General features: G+C 72.9%; 21 protein-coding genes. 9 read left to right on the forward strand and 12 right to left on the reverse strand.

All coding sequences use genetic code 11. The annotated features are described in order from the left end of the window. Positions 1 to 25 precede the first annotated feature (25 nt). From ACFVIU_RS16575 to ACFVIU_RS16590, 4 genes are all read left to right on the forward strand, one after another. Complete coding sequence (locus tag ACFVIU_RS16575; protein ID WP_385843186.1) at positions 26 to 1,024, forward strand: GlxA family transcriptional regulator; 999 nt, start codon at positions 26 to 28, stop codon at positions 1,022 to 1,024. Continuing rightward, positions 1,021 to 1,527, forward strand: a complete 507-nt coding sequence (locus ACFVIU_RS16580; RefSeq protein WP_385843187.1) for a GNAT family N-acetyltransferase — start codon at positions 1,021 to 1,023, stop codon at positions 1,525 to 1,527. Before ACFVIU_RS16575 ends, ACFVIU_RS16580 begins: the two co-directional genes overlap by 4 nt. Positions 1,528 to 1,603: 76 nt before the next feature. Next, positions 1,604 to 2,323 (forward strand): DsbA family oxidoreductase, encoded by a 720-nt coding sequence (locus ACFVIU_RS16585; RefSeq protein ID WP_385843189.1) that lies wholly within the window; start codon positions 1,604 to 1,606, stop codon positions 2,321 to 2,323. A gap of 105 nt (positions 2,324 to 2,428) precedes the next feature. Next, complete coding sequence (locus ACFVIU_RS16590; RefSeq protein ID WP_385843190.1) at positions 2,429 to 3,481, forward strand: aminotransferase class V-fold PLP-dependent enzyme; 1,053 nt, start codon at positions 2,429 to 2,431, stop codon at positions 3,479 to 3,481. Positions 3,482 to 3,545: 64 nt separating this feature from the next. Here ACFVIU_RS16590 and thpD read toward each other — a convergent pair whose 3' ends face one another. The 6 genes from thpD to ACFVIU_RS16620 all read right to left on the reverse strand — a co-directional run bounded on the left by thpD (position 3,546) and on the right by ACFVIU_RS16620 (position 8,574). After that, positions 3,546 to 4,433 carry an ectoine hydroxylase gene (thpD, locus tag ACFVIU_RS16595; RefSeq protein ID WP_385843191.1) on the reverse strand — a complete coding sequence of 296 codons (888 nt, stop codon included), beginning with the start codon at positions 4,431 to 4,433 and terminating at the stop codon, positions 3,546 to 3,548. 6 nt (positions 4,434 to 4,439) lie between these two features. Beyond that, the gene (locus tag ACFVIU_RS16600; protein ID WP_385843192.1) at positions 4,440 to 4,844 is read right to left on the reverse strand and encodes an ectoine synthase; all 405 of its coding nucleotides are present in this window, start codon (positions 4,842 to 4,844) and stop codon (positions 4,440 to 4,442) included. A 24-nt stretch (positions 4,845 to 4,868) separates the two neighbouring features. After that, positions 4,869 to 6,140, reverse strand: a complete 1,272-nt coding sequence (ectB, locus tag ACFVIU_RS16605) for a diaminobutyrate--2-oxoglutarate transaminase (RefSeq protein ID WP_385843193.1) — start codon at positions 6,138 to 6,140, stop codon at positions 4,869 to 4,871. 13 nt (positions 6,141 to 6,153) lie between these two features. Continuing rightward, entirely contained in the window at positions 6,154 to 6,672 is a 519-nt protein-coding gene (gene ectA / locus ACFVIU_RS16610; protein ID WP_385843195.1) for a diaminobutyrate acetyltransferase, read from the reverse strand. Between the two features lie 254 nt (positions 6,673 to 6,926). Then, positions 6,927 to 7,463: a DinB family protein gene (locus ACFVIU_RS16615; protein ID WP_385843196.1), complete on the reverse strand. Its 537-nt coding sequence runs from the start codon at positions 7,461 to 7,463 to the stop codon at positions 6,927 to 6,929. A 61-nt stretch (positions 7,464 to 7,524) separates the two neighbouring features. Next, positions 7,525 to 8,574: a pyridoxal-phosphate-dependent aminotransferase family protein gene (locus ACFVIU_RS16620; protein ID WP_385843197.1), complete on the reverse strand. Its 1,050-nt coding sequence runs from the start codon at positions 8,572 to 8,574 to the stop codon at positions 7,525 to 7,527. 175 nt (positions 8,575 to 8,749) lie between these two features. Here ACFVIU_RS16620 and ACFVIU_RS16625 point away from each other — a divergent pair, with 175 nt between their 5' ends. The 5 genes from ACFVIU_RS16625 (at position 8,750) to ACFVIU_RS16645 (ending at position 13,404) form a co-directional block, all read left to right on the forward strand. Continuing rightward, on the forward strand, positions 8,750 to 9,595 hold the full coding sequence (locus ACFVIU_RS16625; protein ID WP_385843199.1) for a transporter substrate-binding domain-containing protein: 846 nt from the start codon (positions 8,750 to 8,752) through the stop codon (positions 9,593 to 9,595). After that, positions 9,592 to 10,425, forward strand: a complete 834-nt coding sequence (locus ACFVIU_RS16630; protein ID WP_385843200.1) for an amino acid ABC transporter permease — start codon at positions 9,592 to 9,594, stop codon at positions 10,423 to 10,425. The genes ACFVIU_RS16625 and ACFVIU_RS16630 overlap by 4 nt, the downstream gene beginning before the upstream one ends. Next, positions 10,422 to 11,216: an amino acid ABC transporter ATP-binding protein gene (locus tag ACFVIU_RS16635; RefSeq protein ID WP_385843201.1), complete on the forward strand. Its 795-nt coding sequence runs from the start codon at positions 10,422 to 10,424 to the stop codon at positions 11,214 to 11,216. The genes ACFVIU_RS16630 and ACFVIU_RS16635 overlap by 4 nt, the downstream gene beginning before the upstream one ends. Positions 11,217 to 11,257: 41 nt before the next feature. Beyond that, positions 11,258 to 12,349, forward strand: a complete 1,092-nt coding sequence (locus tag ACFVIU_RS16640; RefSeq protein WP_385843203.1) for an amidohydrolase family protein — start codon at positions 11,258 to 11,260, stop codon at positions 12,347 to 12,349. A gap of 143 nt (positions 12,350 to 12,492) precedes the next feature. Next, the gene (locus tag ACFVIU_RS16645; protein WP_385843204.1) at positions 12,493 to 13,404 is read left to right on the forward strand and encodes an SCO1860 family LAETG-anchored protein; all 912 of its coding nucleotides are present in this window, start codon (positions 12,493 to 12,495) and stop codon (positions 13,402 to 13,404) included. A gap of 63 nt (positions 13,405 to 13,467) precedes the next feature. Here the strand turns inward: ACFVIU_RS16645 and cobC are convergent, their stop codons facing one another. Genes cobC through cobM form a run of 6 tightly spaced genes read right to left on the reverse strand, consistent with a single transcriptional unit; the run spans position 13,468 to position 19,746 of the window. Next, positions 13,468 to 14,523, reverse strand: a complete 1,056-nt coding sequence (gene cobC / locus ACFVIU_RS16650) for an Rv2231c family pyridoxal phosphate-dependent protein CobC (protein ID WP_385843205.1) — start codon at positions 14,521 to 14,523, stop codon at positions 13,468 to 13,470. Further along, entirely contained in the window at positions 14,513 to 15,436 is a 924-nt protein-coding gene (locus ACFVIU_RS16655; protein ID WP_385843206.1) for a sirohydrochlorin chelatase, read from the reverse strand. The genes cobC and ACFVIU_RS16655 overlap by 11 nt, the downstream gene beginning before the upstream one ends. Beyond that, positions 15,433 to 16,020, reverse strand: a complete 588-nt coding sequence (locus ACFVIU_RS16660; RefSeq protein WP_385843208.1) for a precorrin-8X methylmutase — start codon at positions 16,018 to 16,020, stop codon at positions 15,433 to 15,435. Before ACFVIU_RS16660 ends, ACFVIU_RS16655 begins: the two co-directional genes overlap by 4 nt. After that, on the reverse strand, positions 16,017 to 17,696 hold the full coding sequence (cobJ, locus tag ACFVIU_RS16665) for a precorrin-3B C(17)-methyltransferase (protein ID WP_385843209.1): 1,680 nt from the start codon (positions 17,694 to 17,696) through the stop codon (positions 16,017 to 16,019). Before cobJ ends, ACFVIU_RS16660 begins: the two co-directional genes overlap by 4 nt. After that, positions 17,693 to 18,931: a precorrin-6y C5,15-methyltransferase (decarboxylating) subunit CbiE gene (gene cbiE, locus ACFVIU_RS16670; protein WP_385843210.1), complete on the reverse strand. Its 1,239-nt coding sequence runs from the start codon at positions 18,929 to 18,931 to the stop codon at positions 17,693 to 17,695. The genes cobJ and cbiE overlap by 4 nt, the downstream gene beginning before the upstream one ends. Further along, positions 18,928 to 19,746 (reverse strand): precorrin-4 C(11)-methyltransferase, encoded by an 819-nt coding sequence (gene cobM, locus ACFVIU_RS16675; RefSeq protein WP_385843211.1) that lies wholly within the window; start codon positions 19,744 to 19,746, stop codon positions 18,928 to 18,930. Before cobM ends, cbiE begins: the two co-directional genes overlap by 4 nt. Positions 19,747 to 19,794 lie beyond the last annotated feature (48 nt).

Below are 19,794 nucleotides of genomic sequence, written 5' to 3' on the forward strand. Positions count from 1 at the left end.
GGCATAGAGTAGTGACCTGAATGCCATGCATCCGGAGGTTCTGGCCATGCTGCGTGTCGCCGTCGTCGCGTCGCCGCCCGTGTCGATGTTCAACCTCGCCATCCCCGAGCTGCTCTTCGACAAGGTGCGGGTGGACGGGCGGCCCGGGTACGAGGTGGTGATCTGCGCCCCCGACCCGGGGCGCGTGGCCACCTCCGGCGCGCTCGACCTGCATGTGCCGCACGGCCTGGAGGTGCTGCGGGACGCCGACCTGGTGATCGTCGCGGGCACCGGGGAGCCCTTCGCCGCCGACCCGCGCGTGGTGACGGCCCTGCGCACGGCGGCCGGGAGCGGACTGCGCATCGCCTCCATCTGCTCCGGCGCCTTCCTGCTCGCCGAGGCCGGACTGCTCAAGGGCCGCAAGGCCACCACCTACTGGGCGCACGCCGACGAGCTGCGCCGCCGCCACCCCGACGTCCAGGTCCAGGGCGACGTCCTCTACGCCCAGGACGGCCCGATCCTGACCTCCTCCGGCTACGCGGCCGGCATCGACCTCTGCCTGCATCTCATCCGCACCGACTACGGCGCCGCCGTCGCCAACGAGGTCGCCCGGCTCGCCCTGGTCGCCCCGGTGCGGCCCGGCGGCCAGACCCAGTTCACCCAGACCCCGCTGCCCCCGGAGCGCGGCACCGCCTGCGCCGACACGCGCGGCTGGGCCATGCGCAACCTGGACAAGCCGCTCACCCTCACCGACCTCGCCCGGCACGCCGGGGTCTCGGTGCGCACCCTGACCCGCCGCTTCCACGCGGAGAGCGGGGTCAGCCCCCTCCAGTGGCTGCTGCACCAGCGCGTCGAGCGGGCCAAGGAGCTGCTGGAGACCACCGGGCTGCCGATGGACCAGGTGGCCACCGCCTGCGGCCTCGGCACCGCCGACTCGCTCCGCGCCCACCTGGTCCGCCGCACCGGCCTCACCCCGAGCGCCTACCGGGCCCAGTTCAGCCGCCATGGAACCGGCACCCCCGACGCCGCGTCCTCCGTCGCATGATCAGTGAGCGTGTGAAGGGGACCCTCGCCATCCGCACGGCCCTGCCCGCCGAGGCCGGGACGATCGCCGCGCTGCACCACCGGGCGCGGTCGACGTACTACCCGGACGGCCTGCCGGACGACGGCATCGACTGGTCCGCCTCCTGGCGGGGCGCGATCGAGCGGCCCGACGGACGGGTGCTGTGCGCCGTCGAACAGGGCGCCATCACCGCCATCGCCTCGTTCCGGCCCGCGCCGGACGGCCCCGCCGACACCGTCAAGCTGTACCAGTTCCACGTCGACCCCGACCGCTGGCGCTCCGGCATCGGTACGGCCCTGCACGCGGCCTGCGTGGCGGAGTGGCGGGCCGACGGCCGGCGCGCGGCCGTCCTCGACGTGCACGTGGACAACCGGCGCGCCCAGGCCTTCTACGCCCGCCAGGGCTGGGTCCCGGACCCCGAGAACCCGCCCGTGGACGGCGATCACCACCTGTTCCTGCGGTACGCCGTCGACCCGGGGGAATGAAACGTTCCTCCTTGAACGTTCACGTACCGGACGGAGACAGCCTCCGCGACCGGTACGACCTGGAGAGAGCCGAAGAATGCGCGTCGAGATCTGGAGCGACATCGCCTGCCCCTGGTGCTACGTGGGCAAGGCCCGCTTCGAGAAGGCGCTGGCTGCCTTCCCGCACCGCGACGAGGTCGAGGTGGTGCACCGCTCCTTCGAACTGGACCCGGGCCGCGCCAAGGGCGACACCGGGCCGGTCGTCCCGATGATCGCGAAGAAGTACGGCATCAGCGAGGCGCAGGCCCAGGCGGGCGAGGACAACCTGGGCGTGCAGGCCGCTGCCGAGGGCCTGGAGTACCGCACCCGGGGCCGGGACCACGGCAACACCTTCGACATGCACCGGCTGCTGCACCTCGCCAAGGAGCACGGCCGGCAGGACGAGCTGATCCAGATCCTGTACCGGGCGAACTTCGCCGAGGAGCGCTCCGTGTTCACCGAGGGCGACGAGCGGCTGGTGGAGCTGGCCGTCGAGGCGGGCCTGGACGCGGCGGCCGCCCGCGCGGTGCTCGCCGACCCGGACGCCTACGCCGCCGAGGTCCGCGCCGACGAGCAGGAGGCCGCCCAGCTCGGCGCGACCGGTGTGCCGTTCTTCGTCCTCGACCGCACCTACGGCGTCTCCGGCGCCCAGCCCGCCGAGGTCTTCACCCAGGCGCTGACCCAGGCCTGGGGCGAGCGCTCGCCGCTGAAGCTGGTCCGGCAGGGCGACGCCGAGGCCTGCGGCCCGGACGGGTGCGCGGTGCCGCAGCAGGGCTGAGGCGGGACGGAACCGCAGGTCGGCGCGGATGTATAAGCCCTGCTAAGCGGATCCACGCAAAAATTCGCAATGGACGAGGGGTTCCATGGCCCGCAGAGTGGGGGCATGGAGACCTTCGAGAGCCTCGTGCGCGCCGAGTTCAGCCCGAAGAACACCTTCCTGAACACCGCGAGCAGCGGGCTGCTGCCCGCCCGCACCGTCGCCGCCCTGCGGGCGGCGGCGGAGATCAGGGCCGATGGCCGCCCGCTCGACCCGCTGTTCGAGGATGTGGAGCTGGCCCGTGCCGCGTTCGCCCGGCTCGCCGGAGTGCCGGTGTCCCGGGTGGCGGCGGGGGCCTCCGTGGCCAGCCAGACCGGGCTGGTCGCCGCCTCGCTGCCCGCGGGCGCCGAAGTGCTCACCGCAGAGGACGACTTCGCCTCCGTGGTGAACCCCTTCCACAGCCGCGGCGACCTCAAGGTGCGCGCGGTCCCGCTGGAGCGGCTCGCCGAGTCCGTGCGGCCCGGCACCGCGCTCGTCTCGGTCAGCGCCGCCCAGTCCGCCGACGGCCGGATCGCCGACCTGCCCGCGCTGCGCGAGGCCGCCCGCACCCACGGTGCCCGCACCTGCGTCGACTTCTCCCAGGCCGCGGGCTGGCTGCCGATGGACGCCGGCGCCTACGACTTCACCGTGTGCACCACCTTCAAGTGGCTGCTCGGCCCGCACGGCGCCGCCTTCCTCGTCGTGCCCGAGGACTTCGGCGGCCTCTCCCCGCTGCTCGCGGGCTGGGTCGCGGCCGAGGAGCCCTGGAACAGCTGCTACGGCCCGGTCACCGAACTCGCCCACTCCGCCCGCCGGTTCGACGTCAGCCCCGCGCTGTTCACGTACGCCGGGGTGCGGCACTCCCTCGCGCTGATCGAGGAGCTGGGCGTGGCCGCCGTACACGCCCATGACCTGGGGCTCGCCGACCGCTTCCGGCAGGGGCTCGCGGTGCTCGGCCACCCGCCGCTGCCCGCCCCCGGCTCGGCGATCGTCTCCGTGCCCGGACTCGGCTCCCGGCAGGGCGAGTTGAGCCGGGCCGGGATCGAGGTCTCCGACCGCGCGGGCAATCTGCGCGCCTCCTTCCACCTCTACAACACCGAGGCGGACGTGGACCGGCTGCTGGACGCGCTGGCCGGCTGACGGCACGAGCCGGGCCGGGGCCTTCCGTCCCACACGAGAAGGCCCCGGCCCGGTGCTCAGCGGGTCACCTCACCGGGGTGAAGTCCCGCGCGCCGATGAACTCCGGCCGGCGCACCGGGGCGGCGAAGGGCTCCACCGCCGTGTTCTCCACGCTGTTGAACACGATGAACACATTGCTGCGCGGGAACGGGGTGATGTTGTCGCCCGAGCCGTGCATGCAGTTGCAGTCGAACCAGGTCGCCGAGCCGGCCTTGCCGGTGAACAGCCGGATGCCGTACTCGCCCGCCAGCTGCGTCAGCGCCTCGTCGGACGGGGTGCCCGCGTCCTGCATCTGGAGCGACTTCTTGTAGTTGTCCTTCGGCGTGGCACCGGCGCAGCCCAGGAACGTCCGGTGCGAGCCCGGCATGATCATGAGGCCGCCGTTGGTGTCGTAGTTCTCGGTCAGCGCGATCGAGACGGACACCGTGCGCATGCGCGGCAGGCCGTCCTCGGCGTGCCAGGTCTCGAAGTCCGAGTGCCAGTAGAAGCCGCTCGCGCCGAACCCGGGCTTGACGTTGATCCGGGACTGGTGGACGTACACGTCCGAGCCGAGGATCTGCCGGGCCCGGCCGACCACCCGGGGATCGCGCACCAGCTCCGCGAACACCTCGCTGATCCGGTGCACCTCGAAGACCGAGCGGATCTCCTTGGACTTCGGCTCGACGATGGACCGCTCGTCGGCGCGGATCGCCGGGTCGTTCACCAGCCGGTCCAGCTCGCGCCGGTAGACGGCGACCTCGTCCGGGGTGATCAGCTGGTCGACGGCGAGGAAGCCGTCACGCTCGTACCGCTGGAGGTCGGCGGTCGCGATCGGGCCGGGCGTGTCGGGGGAACCCCAGACGACCGGGTCCTGGCGCGGGACGGTCACCTCGGTGGTGCCGCGGCTGGGGTAGAGATCGGTGACGGTGGTCATGGGTTCTCACACCTCCTCGGGCTCGGTGAGCAGCGGGTAGACGCCGTTCTCGTCGTGGTCCTCGCGTCCGGTGACGGGCGGGTTGAACACGCAGAGGCAGTGGAAGTCCTCCTTGACCTTCAGCGTGTGCCGCTCGTGGCCGTCGAGGAGGTACATGGTGCCGGGCGTGATGGTGTACGTCCGCCCGGTCTCGTGGTCGGTGAGTTCGGCCTCGCCCCTGGTGCAGACGACGGCCTCGATGTGGTTGGCGTACCACATCGACGTCTCGGTCCCGGCGTACAGGACGGTCTCGTGCAGGGAGAAGCCGACCCGTTCCCTGGCGAGGACGATCCGCTTGCTCTCCCAGGTGCCTGACCGGGCCTTGACGTGCCGGTCGGTGCCTTCGATCTCCTTGAACGATCGGACGATCACGTGTGCGTACTTCCTGTCGGTGGTTCAGACGGTTTCACGGACGGCGCGGGCGAGCACCCGCAGGCCCTCGTCCAGCTCGTCCGGGGTGATGGTGAGCGCGGGCAGCAGCTTGACGACCTCGCTTTCCGGGCCGGACGTCTCGATCAGCAGCCCCAGCTCGAAGGCGCGCCGGGCCACCCGCGAGGCGCGCGCCTTCTCGTGGAACTCCAGGCCCCACACCAGACCGCGGCCGCGGTACTCCCGCACGTCGGAGAGGTTCTCCTCGGTGATGGAGATCAGCGCCTGTTCGATCTGCTCGCCCCGGGTGCGGGTCTGCTTCTCCATGGCGGAGCCGTCGGTCCAGTACGTCTCCAGGGCCGCGGTGGCGGTGACGAACGCCGGGTTGTTGCCGCGGAAGGTGCCGTTGTGCTCGCCCGGCTCCCAGATGTCCAGCTCGGGCTTGAACAGGCACAGCGACATCGGCAGCCCGTAGCCGCTGATGGACTTGGACACCGTGACGATGTCCGGGGTGATCCCGGCCTCCTCGAAGGAGAAGAAGGCGCCGGTACGGCCGCAGCCCATCTGGATGTCGTCGACGATCAGCAGCATGTCCTGCCGCTCGCACAGGTCGGCGAGCGCCCGCAGCCACCCCGCGCGGGCCACGTTGATGCCGCCCTCGCCCTGCACGGTCTCCACGATCACGGCCGCGGGCTTGTTGAGCCCGGAGCCCTGGTCCTCCAGCAGCCGCTCGAACCAGAGGAAGTCCGGGACCGTGCCGTCGAAGTAGTTGTCGAACGGCATCGGGGTGCCGTGCACCAGCGGGATGCCGGCGCCGGCCCGTTTGAAGGCGTTGCCGGTGACGGCGAGGGAGCCCAGGGACATCCCGTGGAAGGCGTTCGTGAACGACACGATCGCCTCCCGGCCCTTGACCTTGCGGGCCAGCTTGAGCGCCGACTCGACCGCGTTGGTGCCGGTCGGCCCCGGGAACATGACCTTGTACGGCAGGTCCCGCGGGCGCAGCACCAGGTCCTGGAAGGTCTGGAGGAAGGTGCGCTTGGCCGTGGTCGACATGTCCAGGCCGTGCACCACCCCGTCCCGGTCGAGGTAGTCGATCAACGCCCGTTTGAGCACGGGGTTGTTGTGGCCGTAGTTGAGTGAGCCGGCCCCGGCGAAGAAGTCGAGGTACGCATGGCCGTCCTCGTCGTACATCCGGCTGCCCTGCGCACGGTCGAAGACGGTGGGCCAGCCGCGGCAGTAGCTGCGCACCTCGGACTCGAGGGTCTCGAAGACGCTCAGGTCGGGCTGGGTGATGGTCACGGTGAATCGCTCCTCAGTGGGCGGTGGAGTCGGTCAACGGGCCGATGCGGTAAAGGACTTCGGGGTCGTGCGCGCCGTCCGGGAACAGGTCGGCGGGGAACAGCACCTCGCGCTCGCAGCCCGCGCCGTGCCGGGCGGCGAACGAGGTGAACAGCCGCTCGGAGGCGGTGTTGCCGGGCGTGATCGTGGTCTCCACGTCCGTGATGCCGCGCTCGGCGGTCAGCCGGGCGGTCAGCCCGTCCAGCAGCGCCGCGGCGATGCCCTGGCCGCGGTGGGCGGAGTCGACGGCCACCTGCCAGACGAGCAGGGTGCGGGGGCGGTCGGGCCGCACGTACCCGGTGACGAAACCGACCGGAGTGCCGTCCGCACCCCGTGCCACCGCCGAGGTGCCGGCGAAGTCCCGGCACCACAGCAGATAGCTGTACGAGGAGTTCAGGTCGAGGGTTTTCGATTCCTTGGCGAGCCGCCAGAGCGCGGCTCCGTCGGCTGTCTCCGGTCGGTCGATCAACAGGTCTGCGGGTGCGGCGGTCATGCGGCACGAATTTAGCGAGGCGAATTAGAAAATGCACGGGCGTGATCGCCGGGGTGCTGATCGCCCTTGGCGATATGCCGGGTTTGCCCCACGGCAAACCCGGACAAATCTACCCTGCTGTGGGGTGTGTCACAGCCCCGAAACCCATCGGAAATCTTGGTTGTTTAGCCTTGCAAAAAGCGGGCAGAAGAAGACGGGAAGCTATCTGCCGAGGAATTCGGAGAATTCGCGGGGGTTGTGTAGGTGAATTGAATTCACACGCCGGTGGCGCCGTCGATGCGTTCCCGAAGAATGTCGGCATGCCCGTTGTGCCGGGCGTATTCCTCGATGAGATGGATGAGCACCCACCGCAGACTGACCTCCGCCCCCGCCGCCGGTCCGTCGACCATCCGCCCGGTGTCGTCCGGCGACCGCCCCGCGCTCAGTTCGCGTCCCCGGGCGACCTCCCGCCGCCACGCCGCCAGCGCCTGCTCCGGGCCGCGTCCCGGATCGAGGGCGTACCCGGTCTCCTCGTCGAAGACCGGCGGCACGTCCAGCCCCGCCAGCACCCGCTGGAACCAGTGCCGCTCCACCTCGGCGAGGTGCTGCACCAGTCCCAGCAGGGTCAGCTCCGACGGCTCGGCCGAGGCCCGCCGGAGCTGCGCGTCGTCCAGCCCCCGGCACTTCAGCTCCAGTGTGGCCCGGTGGAAGTCCAGCCAGCTCTCCAGCACGGCCGCCTCGGGGCCGGTCAGCAGCGGGATCGGGCGGCCGTCGGGAAGGGTCTGCGGGGTGTTGCCGTGGTCTGTGGTCATGCCGCGAGGATGGCAGCCGCCACTGACATCGGACCGTGTGCCCGGGCGGGCCGGGCGCGGGTCACCGCGCCTGCGTGAGGGCCGTGCCCAGAGCGGCGAGGCAGGCCTCGACCACCTCGGGGCGCGCGTCCGCCCCGTAGTGGTTGACCCGGATCATCTCCTTGGCCAGCGCGCCGCCGCCGGCCGCGAGCGGCAGCGCCGGGTCGGCCGCCAGCGCCCGGGCCACCACCTCCGACGCCACGGCCCCCGCCGGCACCCGCAGGGTCGTGGCGACCGGCGCCGCGTCCCGCTCCTCGTACACATACGGCTCGAACCCCAGGCCCAGGGCCACCGCACCCGCCCGCGCGGCCAGCGCGGCATCGCGGTGCCGGGTCGTCCACGCGTCCAGCCCCACCGACTCGATCCGCTCCAGGCAGGCGTCCAGTGCCAGCATCTCCAGCTGCGCCGGAGCGTGCGGCAGCGCCGTGCGGCCGGCGTCCAGCCAGCGCTCCTTCCAGTCCAGCAGGGAGAGGTAGGAGCGGCGCGGCGCGTTCGGGTTCGCCGCCATCCGGGCCCACGCCCGCTCGCTCACCGAGATCGCCGACACCCCGGCCGGCCCGCCCATCGCCTTCTGCGCCCCGATCACACACAGGTCCACGCCCCACGCGTCCGGCAGCACCGGCTCCGCGCCCACGGAGGCCACCGCGTCCAGGTAGAAGAGCGCGCCGTGCTCCCGGACCACCGCGCCGATCTCCGCGACCGGGTTGGTGTTGCCGGTCGCCGCCTCCGCGTGCACCAGCGAGACGAAGTCGGTCTCCGGGTGCTCGGTCAGCGCCTCCCGGATCTGCTCGGCGGTCACGGCCGTGTGGAAGGGGACGGAGAGGTCGTGCACCGTCGCCCCCGCGTCCCGCAGCCAGTTCCCGAAGGTCTGCCCGTACGGGCCGGTGATCACGTTCAGCGCCACCGTGCCCGGACCGGCCGCCGCGCGGATCGCGCCCTCCAGCGGCAGCAGCGCCTCACCCTGGGTGATCAGCACGTCCTGCCGGGTGTCCAGCAGCCGCGCCACCCGGTCCTCGATGGCGGCGAAGCGCTCGGCACTCAGCGGGGGCAGGTCGAGGAGGGGATGGGTCACGACGGCATCTCTTTTCGGTGTCGGAAGTCGGTATCGGTCGGTCCCGGACGGACAACTGCCAAGGTCAACTCCCTCGATCTTAGGTCGAAGCAGCTTGTGACCATCGGTTTGATTTGAGAGCCTCAAACATCTCCTTATAATCGGAAGCCACTGTTCCCCCCACTGGAGAGCCCCCATGAAATCCGTCCTCGGGCGCCGGACCCGCCTTCTGGCCGCCACCACCGCGACCGCCGGACTCGTGCTCGTCGCGGCCGGCTGCTCCTCCAGCGACTCGGGGGGCAAGACCACCGTCAAGGGCGTCCACCTGGTCAAGGCCGGGCAGCTGACCACCTGCACCCATCTGCCGTACCCGCCGTTCCAGTCGGAGATCAACGGCAAGGTGCAGGGCTTCGACGTCTCCCTGATCGACCTCGTCGCCAAGGACCTCGGCGTCAAGCAGCAGATCCTCGACACGCCGTTCGAGAACTTCAAGACCGGCGCCTTCCTGAACTCCGGCCAGTGCGACCTGGCCGCCGCCGGCATGACCATCACCGCCGAGCGCAAGAAGAACGTCGACTTCTCGGACCCCTACTTCGAGGCGACCCAGGCGGTCCTGGTCGACAAGAGCAGCGGCATCACCTCGCTCGCCGATGTGAAGACCAAGGGCAAGAAGCTCGGCGCCCAGGCGCAGACGACCGGTGAGGACTACGTCAAGAGCAAGGGCTTCGACCCGGTCTCCTTCGCCTCCTCCGACGCCGTCCTCAACGGCCTGCGCACCGGCCAGGTCCAGGCCGTCGTCATCGACTACCCGGTGGTCCAGGGCTGGCTGAAGGACAAGGCCAACGCCGACAAGTTCAAGGTCGTCGACAACCTCAAGACCGGCGAGCAGTACGGCTTCACGGTCAAGAAGGGCAACACGGCCCTGCGCGAGGCCATCGACAAGGCGCTGAAGCAGGCCAAGGCCGACGGCACCTACAAGAAGCTCTACGAGCAGTGGATCGGCCCGTACGACTCCTCCGTGGCCTCTCCCGCCGCCTCATGACCGCGTCGGACACCGAGGTACAGCCGAAGAAGAAGGGACTGACCCGGCGGCAGAAGCGCCGGGTCTCCCGGGCCGCGCAGTACGCCGTCTTCGTCGCCGCGGTGATCGCCTTCGCGGTCGCCGCGGACTGGGGCCGGCTGAAGAACCAGTTCGCCCAGGTCCACATCGCCGAGCAGCTGTTCCCGGACCTCATCACGGTGGCCCTGAAGAACACCGTGCTGTACACGCTGTCCGGCTTCGCCGTCGGCCTGGCCCTCGGCATGGTCATCGCGCTGATGCGGCTGTCGTCCGTCGGGCCGTACCGCTGGCTCGCCGGCATCTACATCGAGGTCTTCCGGGGCCTGCCCGCGCTGCTGATCTTCATCTTCGTCGGCGTCGGCGTGCCGCTCGCCTTCCCCAGCGTCCAGTACCCGGGCGGTACCTACGGAAAGGTCGCCGTCGCGCTGGGGCTGGTCTCCGCCGCGTACATGGCGGAGACCATCCGCGCGGGCATCCAGGCCGTGCCCAAGGGGCAGATGGAGGCGGCCCGCTCGCTCGGCTTCTCGCCCGCGCGGGCCATGGTCTCGATCATCCTGCCGCAGGCCTTCCGGATCATCCTGCCGCCCCTGACCAACGAACTCGTGCTGCTCTTCAAGGACTCCTCGCTGGTGCTGTTCCTGGGGGTCACCCTGGAGGAGCGCGAACTGTCCAAGTTCGGCAACGACCTGGCCAGCCAGACCGCCAACTCCACGCCGATCCTGGTCGCGGGCCTGTGCTATCTGCTGATCACGATCCCGCTCAGCCTCGTCGTGCGCCGTATGGAAACCAAGGCCCGTAGGGAGATCCGGTGACCCGCCCCGAGATCCGCGTCCAGGACCTGCACAAGTCCTTCGGTGACAACCAGGTCCTGCGCGGCATCGACCTGGAGATCCAACAGGGCGAGGTCGTCTGTGTGATCGGGCCCTCCGGCTCCGGCAAGTCGACCCTGCTGCGCTGTGTGAACCTGCTGGAGGAGCCGACCCGGGGGCGGGTGTTCGTCGGCGGCACCGAGCTGACGGACCCCGACGTCGACATCGACGCCGTACGCCGCCGGATCGGCATGGTCTTCCAGCAGTTCAACCTCTTCCCGCACCTGAGCGTCACCGAGAACCTCACGCTGCCGCAGCGCCGGGTCCTCAAGCGGGACAAGGCGACCGCCGCGCGGATCGCCGCGGAGAACCTGGACCGGGTCGGCCTGGCCGAGAAGGCGGACGCCTACCCGGCCTCCCTCTCCGGCGGCCAGCAGCAGCGCGTCGCCATCGCCCGCGCCCTCGCCATGGGCCCCGAGGTGATGCTCTTCGACGAGCCGACCTCCGCACTCGACCCCGAGCTGGTCGGGGACGTCCTCGCGGTGATGCGCAGGCTCGCCCGGGAGGGCATGACCATGATGGTCGTCACCCATGAGATGAGCTTCGCCCGCGAGGTCGCCGACCGGGTCGTCTTCATGGACGGCGGAGTGATCGTCGAGGACGGCCGGCCCGAGCAGGTCATCGGCGACCCGCAGCACGAACGCACCCGCCACTTCCTCTCCCGGCTGCTCGACCCGGCGATGGCCGAGGTCGAGGAGGAAACCTCCGACCAGGTCGGCAAGACCGAGGCATAGCTCACTCACCACACGGTGGCAGCGCTCACTAAGGTGCCGGTATGAGCGATCAGCCGGTGCTGCATGTGAAGGGCCGGGTCCTCGCCGGGCCCGAGGACGTCCGCGACGAGCTGTGGGTGGTCGGGGGCCGGGTCGCCTACGAGCGTCCCGCCGGCGCCCGGGACGTCCGGACCGTCGAGGGCTGGGCGCTGCCCGGCCTGGTCGACGCGCACTGCCATGTGGGCCTCGACGCGCACGGCCCGGTGGACGCGGAGACCGCCGAGAAGCAGGCGCTCACCGACCGGGAGGCCGGCACCCTGCTGATCCGGGACGCGGGCTCGCCCTCCGACACCCGCTGGATCGACGACCGCGCCGACCTGCCCCGGATCATCCGGGCCGGCCGGCACATCGCCCGCACCCGCCGCTACATCCGCAACTACGCTTGGGAGACCGAACCGGACGGCCTGGTCGGCTACGTCGCCCAGGAGGCCCGGCGCGGCGACGGCTGGGTCAAGCTGGTCGGCGACTGGATCGACCGCGACCTCGGCGACCTCGCCCCCTGCTGGCCCCGCGAGGCGGTGGCGGCGGCCATCGCCGAGGCACACCGGCTCGGCGCCCGGGTCACCGCCCACTGCTTCGCCGAAAGCTCGCTGCGCGACCTGGTCGAGGCGGGCATCGACTGCATCGAGCACGCGACCGGCCTGACCGAGGAGCTGATCCCCCTGTTCGCCGAGCGGGGGGTCGCGATCGTCCCCACCCTCGTCAACATCGCCACCTTCCCGCGCCTCGCCGACGGCGGTGAGTCCAAGTTCCCCCGCTGGTCGGCCCATATGCGCCGGCTGCACGAGCGCCGCTACGACACCGTGCGCAGCGCCTACGACGCCGGGATCCCGGTGTTCGTCGGCACCGACGCCGGCGGCTCGCTGGCCCACGGCCTGGTCGCCGACGAGGTCGCCGAGCTGGTCGCCGCCGGCATCCCGCCGGTCGACGCCCTCGCGGCCACCAGCTGGGCCGCCCGTGCCTGGCTCGGCCGCCCCGGCCTGGAGGAGGGGGCGCCGGCCGACCTGGTGGTGTACGAGTCCGATCCGCGGGCCGACGTACGGGTGCTGGCGGCGCCGCGCCGGGTGGTGCTGCGCGGGGTTGTGGTCGGGTAACGGAACGCCTGTGCCCGGTGATTCGAAGAACCGTGCGGAATATTCACGTATGAGTGAAGTGGCCGCAGATCGCTGACCGTTCACCCGTAGTGGGTACAAGGTTGACGGGTCCCAAACAGGTTTCTTCTGGGGGTCCCACCACCTTGAACAGCAACAACTTCCGCCTGCCCGCACGCCGGCTGGCCGCCGCCGTGACGGTCACCGCCCTGGCCGCCGCTCCGGCGGCCCTGGGCGCGGGCACCGCGCACGCGACCACCGACCACGGTCGCGCCTCCGCCGTCGTCCTGCGCACCGGGCTCGACGTGTCCCTGCTCAACAAGACCGTCGACGTCCCGCTCGCGGTCTCCCTCAACGAGGTCCGGGCACCGCAGAGCGCCGACCGCACGGCCCTGTCCGCCCGGCTCGACGGCGTGGACGGCGGCAAGCCCTTCACGGTCCTCGGCGCGGACGTCGCCCAGGCCAGGGCCACGGCGACCGCACAGCGCGCCGAGGGCTCGGTCCGGCTCGCCCACGCCCGGCTGCACGTCCCCGGCCTGCCGCTGCTGTCCCTGATCGAGGTCGACACGGTCACCGCCAAGGCCACCTGCGAGGCCGGCAAGGCGCCGACCGCCGAGGCGAACGTCCTCGGTGCCGTCACCGTCCTCGGCAAGCGCGTCACCCTGACCGCCGGCGGCCCGACCCAGGTCACGGTGCCCGGCGTCGGCGAGGTCCGCCTCGACCTCGCGCAGCGGCGCACCACCTCCCGCACGGCCGCCGCGACCGCCCTCCGGCTCAAGGTCTCCGTCAACCCGCTGAAGCTGAACGTGGCCGACGTCGAGGGAACCGTCACCCTCGCCGAGGCCACCTGCCAGTCCCCGGCCGCGCCGAGCGCCCCGGCGAGTACCCACCCGGTACCGAGCCACGACCCGGCCGCCGAGGTGCGGCCGCAGGGAGCCCGCGCCGACCTCGCCGAGACCGGCGGCAGCTCGGCGACCCCGTACCTGGCGGGCGGCGCGCTCGCCCTGGTGCTGGCCGGCGGGGGAGTGACGCTGGTGGCCCGCCGCCGCAAGGGCTGACCACCCTTCCCGTACGCCGCTCCCCGGCCGGAGGTCCCACCGGCCGGGGAGCGGCCTGCCGGGCTACGACAGCGTGGCCGACAGCGCCGTCAGAAACCCGGTGACGGTGGCACGGTCCCGCACGGCGATCCGCACCCACTCCGCACCGAGCCCCGGAAACGTGTCCCCCCGCCGCACCGCGTAACCGAGGTCCCGCAACCGGCGCCGTACCACGGCGGCATCCGGCATCCGCGCCAGCACGAACGGGCCCTCCGCGGGGGACACCACCCGCACCCCCCGCGCCGCGAACTCCGCCAGCCCCGCCACCAGATGGGCCCGGTCCGCGGCGATCCGGTGCGCCGCGTGCCCCGCCTCCGCCAAAGCCCTCGGCGTCACACACGCCTCCGCCGCGGCCAGCGCCGGGGTCGACACCGGCCACAGCGGCTGGGCCCGCTCCAGCGCGGCGACGGTCTCCGGCGCGGCCAGCACGTACCCGATCCGCAGCCCGGCCAGCCCCCAGGTTTTGGTCAGGCTCCGCAGCACCACCAGACCCGGCACATCCGTCCGCCCGGCCAGCGCCTCCCGCTCACCCGGCACCGCGTCCATGAACGCCTCGTCCACCACCAGCGTGCGGCCCGGCCGGGCCAGCCGGGCGACCAGGCCGGCCGGGTGCAGCACGGACGTCGGGTTCGTCGGGTTGCCGACGACCACCAGATCGGCGTCCTCCGGCACCGCCGCCGGATCCAGCCGGAACCCGTCCTCCGCGCGCAGCAGCACCCGGTCCACGGTGTGCCCGGCGTCCCGCAGCGCGGCCTCCGGCTCGGTGAACTGCGGGTGCACCACGACCGGCCGGCGCACCTTCAGAGCGCGGGCGAGCAGCACGAACGCCTCCGCCGCCCCCGCCGTCAGCAGCACCCGGTCCACCGGCAGCCCGTGCCGCGCCGCCACCGCCGCCCGCGCGGCCCGCCCGTCCGGGTAGGCCGCGAGGGACGGCAGCGACGCGGCGATCCGCTCCCGCAGCCACGTGGGGGGCGTGTCGGCACGGACGTTGACGGCGAGGTCGACCAGCGCCGCCCCGTCGTCCCGCACCTCCGCGTCCCCGTGGTGACGCAGATCCGGCCCCGTGCCCTCAGTGCGCATGGCTGTGCGAGTGCCCCCCGTGATGGTGGTGCCCGTGTCCATGCCCGTGGTCGTGGCCGTCGTCGTCCGGGTGGAAGTGCGGCTGCTGCGGCAGCCCCACCTTGTCCTCGAAGCCCGGCAGCGCGATCCGGTACACGCACGAGTCGCAGTTCATGCGCAGATCGCCCTTGACGGCCTCCGCGTACCGCTCCATCACCAGGTCCAGCAGCTCCGGCTCCGGCCCGATGACATCGGCCGACCGCACCTCGGTCTCCGGATGCGCGGCCGCCCACTCCTCGGTCTGCTGCCGCACCCGGTCCGGCAGGATGCCGGTGAACAGGAAGTACGGTAGGACGACGATCCGCCGCGCGCCCAGCCGCGCGCACCGGTCCAGCCCGCTCGGCACGTCCGGTGCCGCGAGCGACACGAACGCCGTCTCCACCCCGGCGTACCCGCGGCCCTCCCACAGCAGCCGCGCCGCCTTGTGCACCTCCGCGTTGGCGTCCGGGTCGGTCGAGCCGCGCCCGACCAGCAGCACCGTCACCTCCGCGCGGTCCACACCGTCCAGCACCTCGTCCAGCCGCCGCTCCAGCACACCCAGCAGCGCCGGGTGCGGGCCGAGCGGACGGCCGTAGGTGTACGAGATGCCCGGGTGCCGCTCCTTCTCCCGGGCCAGCGCGGCCGGGATGTCACCCTTGGCGTGCCCGGCGGACACCAGCATCAGCGGCACCGCGGCGAACCGCCGCACCCCCCGCTGCACCAGCTCGGTGACGGCCTCGCCCAGCGGCGGCGGGGACAGTTCGATGAACCCGCCCGCGACGGGCAGCTCCGGGTGGCGGCGCCCCAGTTCCCGTACGAAGTCGCGGAACGCCTCGGCGCCGGCGTCGTCACGCGTGCCGTGTCCGGCGATGAGCAGGGCGGGCGGGGTGGTCACGAGATCTCCTCAGACGAAACGGGGTGGTACAGCAGGGCGTTGAGCGCGGCGGCGGCGACCGCCGACCCGCCCTTCTCGGACACGTTGCTCACGGCGGGCAGTCCGCTCTCCCGCAACGCGGCCTTGGACTCGGCCGCGCCGACGAAACCGACGGGCAGACCGATGACGAGTGCGGGGGAGGCGTCCAGGGTCAACAGCTCCTCCAGGGCGGTCGGCGCACAGCCGATCACCCACAGCGCGCCCGGGCCGACCTGCTCGTAGGCGAGCCGGATCGCGTGCGCCGAACGGGTCAGCCCCGGACCGGCCTTCGCTTCCTTCAGCCGGCACACGGTCTCCCGCCGGGTGATGCCGGCCGCGACCATCTCCACGTCCACCACCACCGGCGCCCCGGCGTGCAGCGCGGCATGCGCCGCCACCAGGTCGTCCTCGGCCATGACGAGATCGGTCGCGTACTCGAGGTCGGCGGCGGAGTGGATGACCCGCTCCACCACCGCCCGGGTCAGCGGCGGGAAGTGCGAGGTGTCCAGGCGGGCGCGCAGCCGCCGGAAGGACTCCTGCTCGATGGGGTGGACGACGCGGCTCACGCGGTCTCCTCCTGCGATGCCTGCCAGCGGTAGCCGCGCGGGGTCACCATGCGGCCCGCGATGACGCGGGTCGCGGTGTTGCCCACGGTCACGACCGTCATCATGTCGACCGTCGCCGGATCCAGCCCGGCCAGGGTGGTGACCCGGCTCGTCCCGTCCGGCCGGGACGCGTTGCGCACCACACCGACCGGAGTGGTCGGCTCCCGGTGCTCGGCGAGGATGCCGAGCGCCTTGGGCAGCTGCCAGTCCCGGCCCCGCGAGCGCGGGTTGTAGAAGGTGACCACCAGGTCCGACTCGGCCGCCGCCCGCACCCGCCGCTCGATGACCTCCCACGGCGTGTGCAGATCGGACAGGCTGATGGAGACATGGTCGTGGCCCAGCGGCGCGCCCAGGATCGCCCCGGCGGCCAGCGCCGCCGTCACCCCCGGCACCCCGACCACGTCGATGTCGTCGGACGCCTCGGCGAGCGCCGGCGAGGCCATGGCGTACACCCCCGCGTCACCGCTGCCGATCAGCGCCACCGCCTGCCCGCGCCGGGCCTCCGCCACGGCCGTACGGGCCCGCTCCTCCTCCGCGCCGAGCCCCGACTCCAGCACCCGGGTGCCGGGCCGCAGCAGATCGCGGATCTGGTCCACGTACTGGTCCAGGCCGACCAGCACCGACGCCCGCCGCAGCTCGGCCACCGCGCGCGGGGTGAGCAGGTCCCGGGCGCCCGGGCCGAGCCCGACCACCGCGAGCCGCCCGCGCCCCGGACGCCGTACCACGGCACAGGTCGCCATGGCCGACTTCCGCTTGGGCACGAGGAGTTCACCACCGCGCAGCAGCGCGGCGGCCTCCGCGACCGACGGCGTGCCGACCGCCGCGAGCGGCGCGTCGGACGGGTTCGGCACCGCCACGGCGGCCAGCTCCTCGGCCGGGTACGTCACCAGCGGCACCCCCAGCCGCTCGGCGGCGGCCAGCAGACCCGGTTCCTCCGCCTTGGCGTCCACGGTGGCCAGCTCGGCCACCGACCGCACCGACAGCCCCGCCTCCGCCAGCGCCCCCTCGACCAGCGCGAGGACCTCCTCGGCCGGCGCGCCCCGGGACGCGCCGACCCCGACCACCAGCGACGGCGGCCGCAGCAGCACCTCCCGCTCGCCCGCCGGCACCGCCCGGTCGGTCACCCGGATCGTGTACGACCCCTGCGGCGCGGTCGGCAGCGGCGGCAGCGGCCACGGCACCTCGGCCTTGAGCGCGACCGGCTCACCGTCCAGCAGCGCACGCGAGACCAGCGCGACCGACCCCTCGAAGGGCAGGCCGAGCATGTCCAGACCGGGCAGCCCGACCGCGTCCGTGGCGGTCGTCACCACCGGCTCCGCGCCCAGCACCTCCCCGACCCGCGAGGCGAGTTCATTGGCGCCGCCGCCGTGGCCGCCGAGCAGCGACACCGCGAACCGGCCGCCCTCGTCCACGCACACCACACCCGGGTCGGCCGCCTTGCCGCCGAGCAGCGGCGCCACCAGCCGCACCACCGCGCCCGTCGCGAGGAAGCACACCAGCTGCTCGCACTCCGCGAACGCGGCCCGCACGGCCTCGCCCACGGGACCCTCGTACACCCGCGTCCGGTCCGGCCAGGCCGCGGCCAGCCGGTCCCGCGCCGCCGCCCCCGCCGCGGTGGCGGAAATGAGGCCGATCACTGACTTACTCCTTCGCTAGTCGCCGGGGGTCGTACGCCCCACAGCAGAAACACAGGATTGGTCGCCGCGAGCCGGGTCACATCGCCCGGCAGCGGAGCCAGCCGCGAGGACTGGAGCAGCACCCCGTCGCAGACCAGCCCGGCCGCCGTGAGCGCCGCACGCGCCTGAGGCACCCGGTCCAGGGCGGCCATCGCGACGACGACCGTCCGCCGCGCCCGCCGCGCGCACGCGCCGACGATCGCGGGCAGCTCCCGCCCCCCGCCGCCCACGAACACCGCGTCCGGATCGTCGTCCAGCCCGGCCAGCGCCTGCGGCGCCGCCCCCTGGACGACCGTCACATCGACGCCGTGCGCGGCCGCGTTGGCCCGGATCCGCCCGACCCCGTCACCGGTCTTCTCGACCGCGACCACGGCCGCGCCGAGCCGCGCGCACTCCACCGCCACCGAACCGGAACCGGCCCCGACGTCCCACACCAGATCGCCCAGCCGCGGCCCGAGCCGGGACAGCGCCAGCGCCCGCACCTCGAACTTGGTGATCATCGAGTCCCGGTGCGCGAACGCCCCCTCGTCCAGCGCCCAGCCGGCCGGCGGCTCCGGCACCCCGGCGACCGTGCGCACCGCGCCGAGCGCCCGCGCCTCGTCCAGGCACAGCACCACGCTCACCGCCGCACCCCAGTCCCGGGCCGCCGCCTCGGCGGGCGTCACCCGCTCCACCCGCTCCCGCTCCGGATCGCCCAGCGCGCTCACCACGACCAGCACCCGGTCCCGGCCCGCGAGCGCCGCACCCAGCTCGGCGGGCCCGGCGCCCGGACCGGTCAGCACCGCCACCTTGGGCCGCGCCCGGCACACGTTGACCGCCGTCCGCAGCTCCCGGCCGTGCGCGCTCACCACGACCGCGTCGTCCCAGGGCAGCCCGACCCGCGCGAACGCCCCCGCCACCGAGGACACCCCCGGCCGCACATCGAGGCACGCGGACCCGAACCGCTCCGCCAGCGCCCGCACGATCCCGAAGAACCCGGGATCACCGGAGGCCAGCACGGTCACCGGCAACTCCTTGCCGACATACTCGGCGATCGTGTCCAGGGCGGGCGCCAGCGGCCCCAGCACCACCCGCTCGGCGCCCTCCGGCAGCCGTACGGCGTCCAGGTGCCGCCGCCCGCCGACGACGAGCGCGGCCCCGGCGAGGACGTCCGCCCCGACCGGCGCGCCCGTCCCCGCCCCGACCACCGTGATCAACTGCTCGCCCCCCGCTCGCGCAGCGCCCGCCGGGCCTCCGGGTCCGCCTTGCGGAAGCCGTGGAAGTGCCCCGGGTGGTACAGGTGCGAACGGGTGCCCTGCGCGTCCAGCGCCGGACCGACCAGGAACAGCGTGTGCTTCCAGAGCTTGTGCTCCTTGACCGTGTCCTCCAGCGTGCCGATCGTGCACCGGACGACCAGCTCCTCCGGCCAGGTCGCCTGGTAGGCGACGACCACCGGGGTCGAGGTCGGGTAACCGCCCTCCAGCAGCTCCCGCACCAGCTGCCCGCTGCGCGCCGCCGACAGGAAGATCGCCATGGTGGTGCCGTGCCGGGCGAACTCGCGCACCTCCTCACCGGGCGGCATCGGCGTCTTGCCGCCGCCCAGCCGGGTCAGCACCACGGACTGCGCGACCTCCGGGATGGTCAGCTCCCGCTGGGCCAGCGCGGCCACCGCGGAGAACGAGGACACCCCGGGCACGACCTCCGTCTCGATGCCGATCTCCGCACACCGGTCGACCTGCTCCTGCGTGCCGCCCCACAGGGCGGGGTCACCCGAATGGATGCGGGCGACCCGCAGCCCCTCCGCGTGGGCGCGCCGGTAGACGGCGACCACGTCCTCCAGCGACATCGTCGCCGAGTCGAGGATCTCCGCGCCCTCCCGGGCGTGCTGGAGGACCTCCTCCTGCACCAGGCTGGCCGCCCAGATCACCACGTCCGCCTCCGCGATGGCACGCGCGGCACGGAACGTCAGCAGATCGGCGGCGCCGGGGCCGGCACCGACGAAGGTCACCTTGCCGGTGGGGGCATCGGCCATGGGATGGGTCCTCTCCTACGAGTACTGCGGGTTGTTGCTGTCGGACAT

It is taken from the genome of Streptomyces sp. NPDC127190, from assembly GCF_042672505.1.
Lineage (GTDB): Bacteria > Actinomycetota > Actinomycetes > Streptomycetales > Streptomycetaceae > Streptomyces.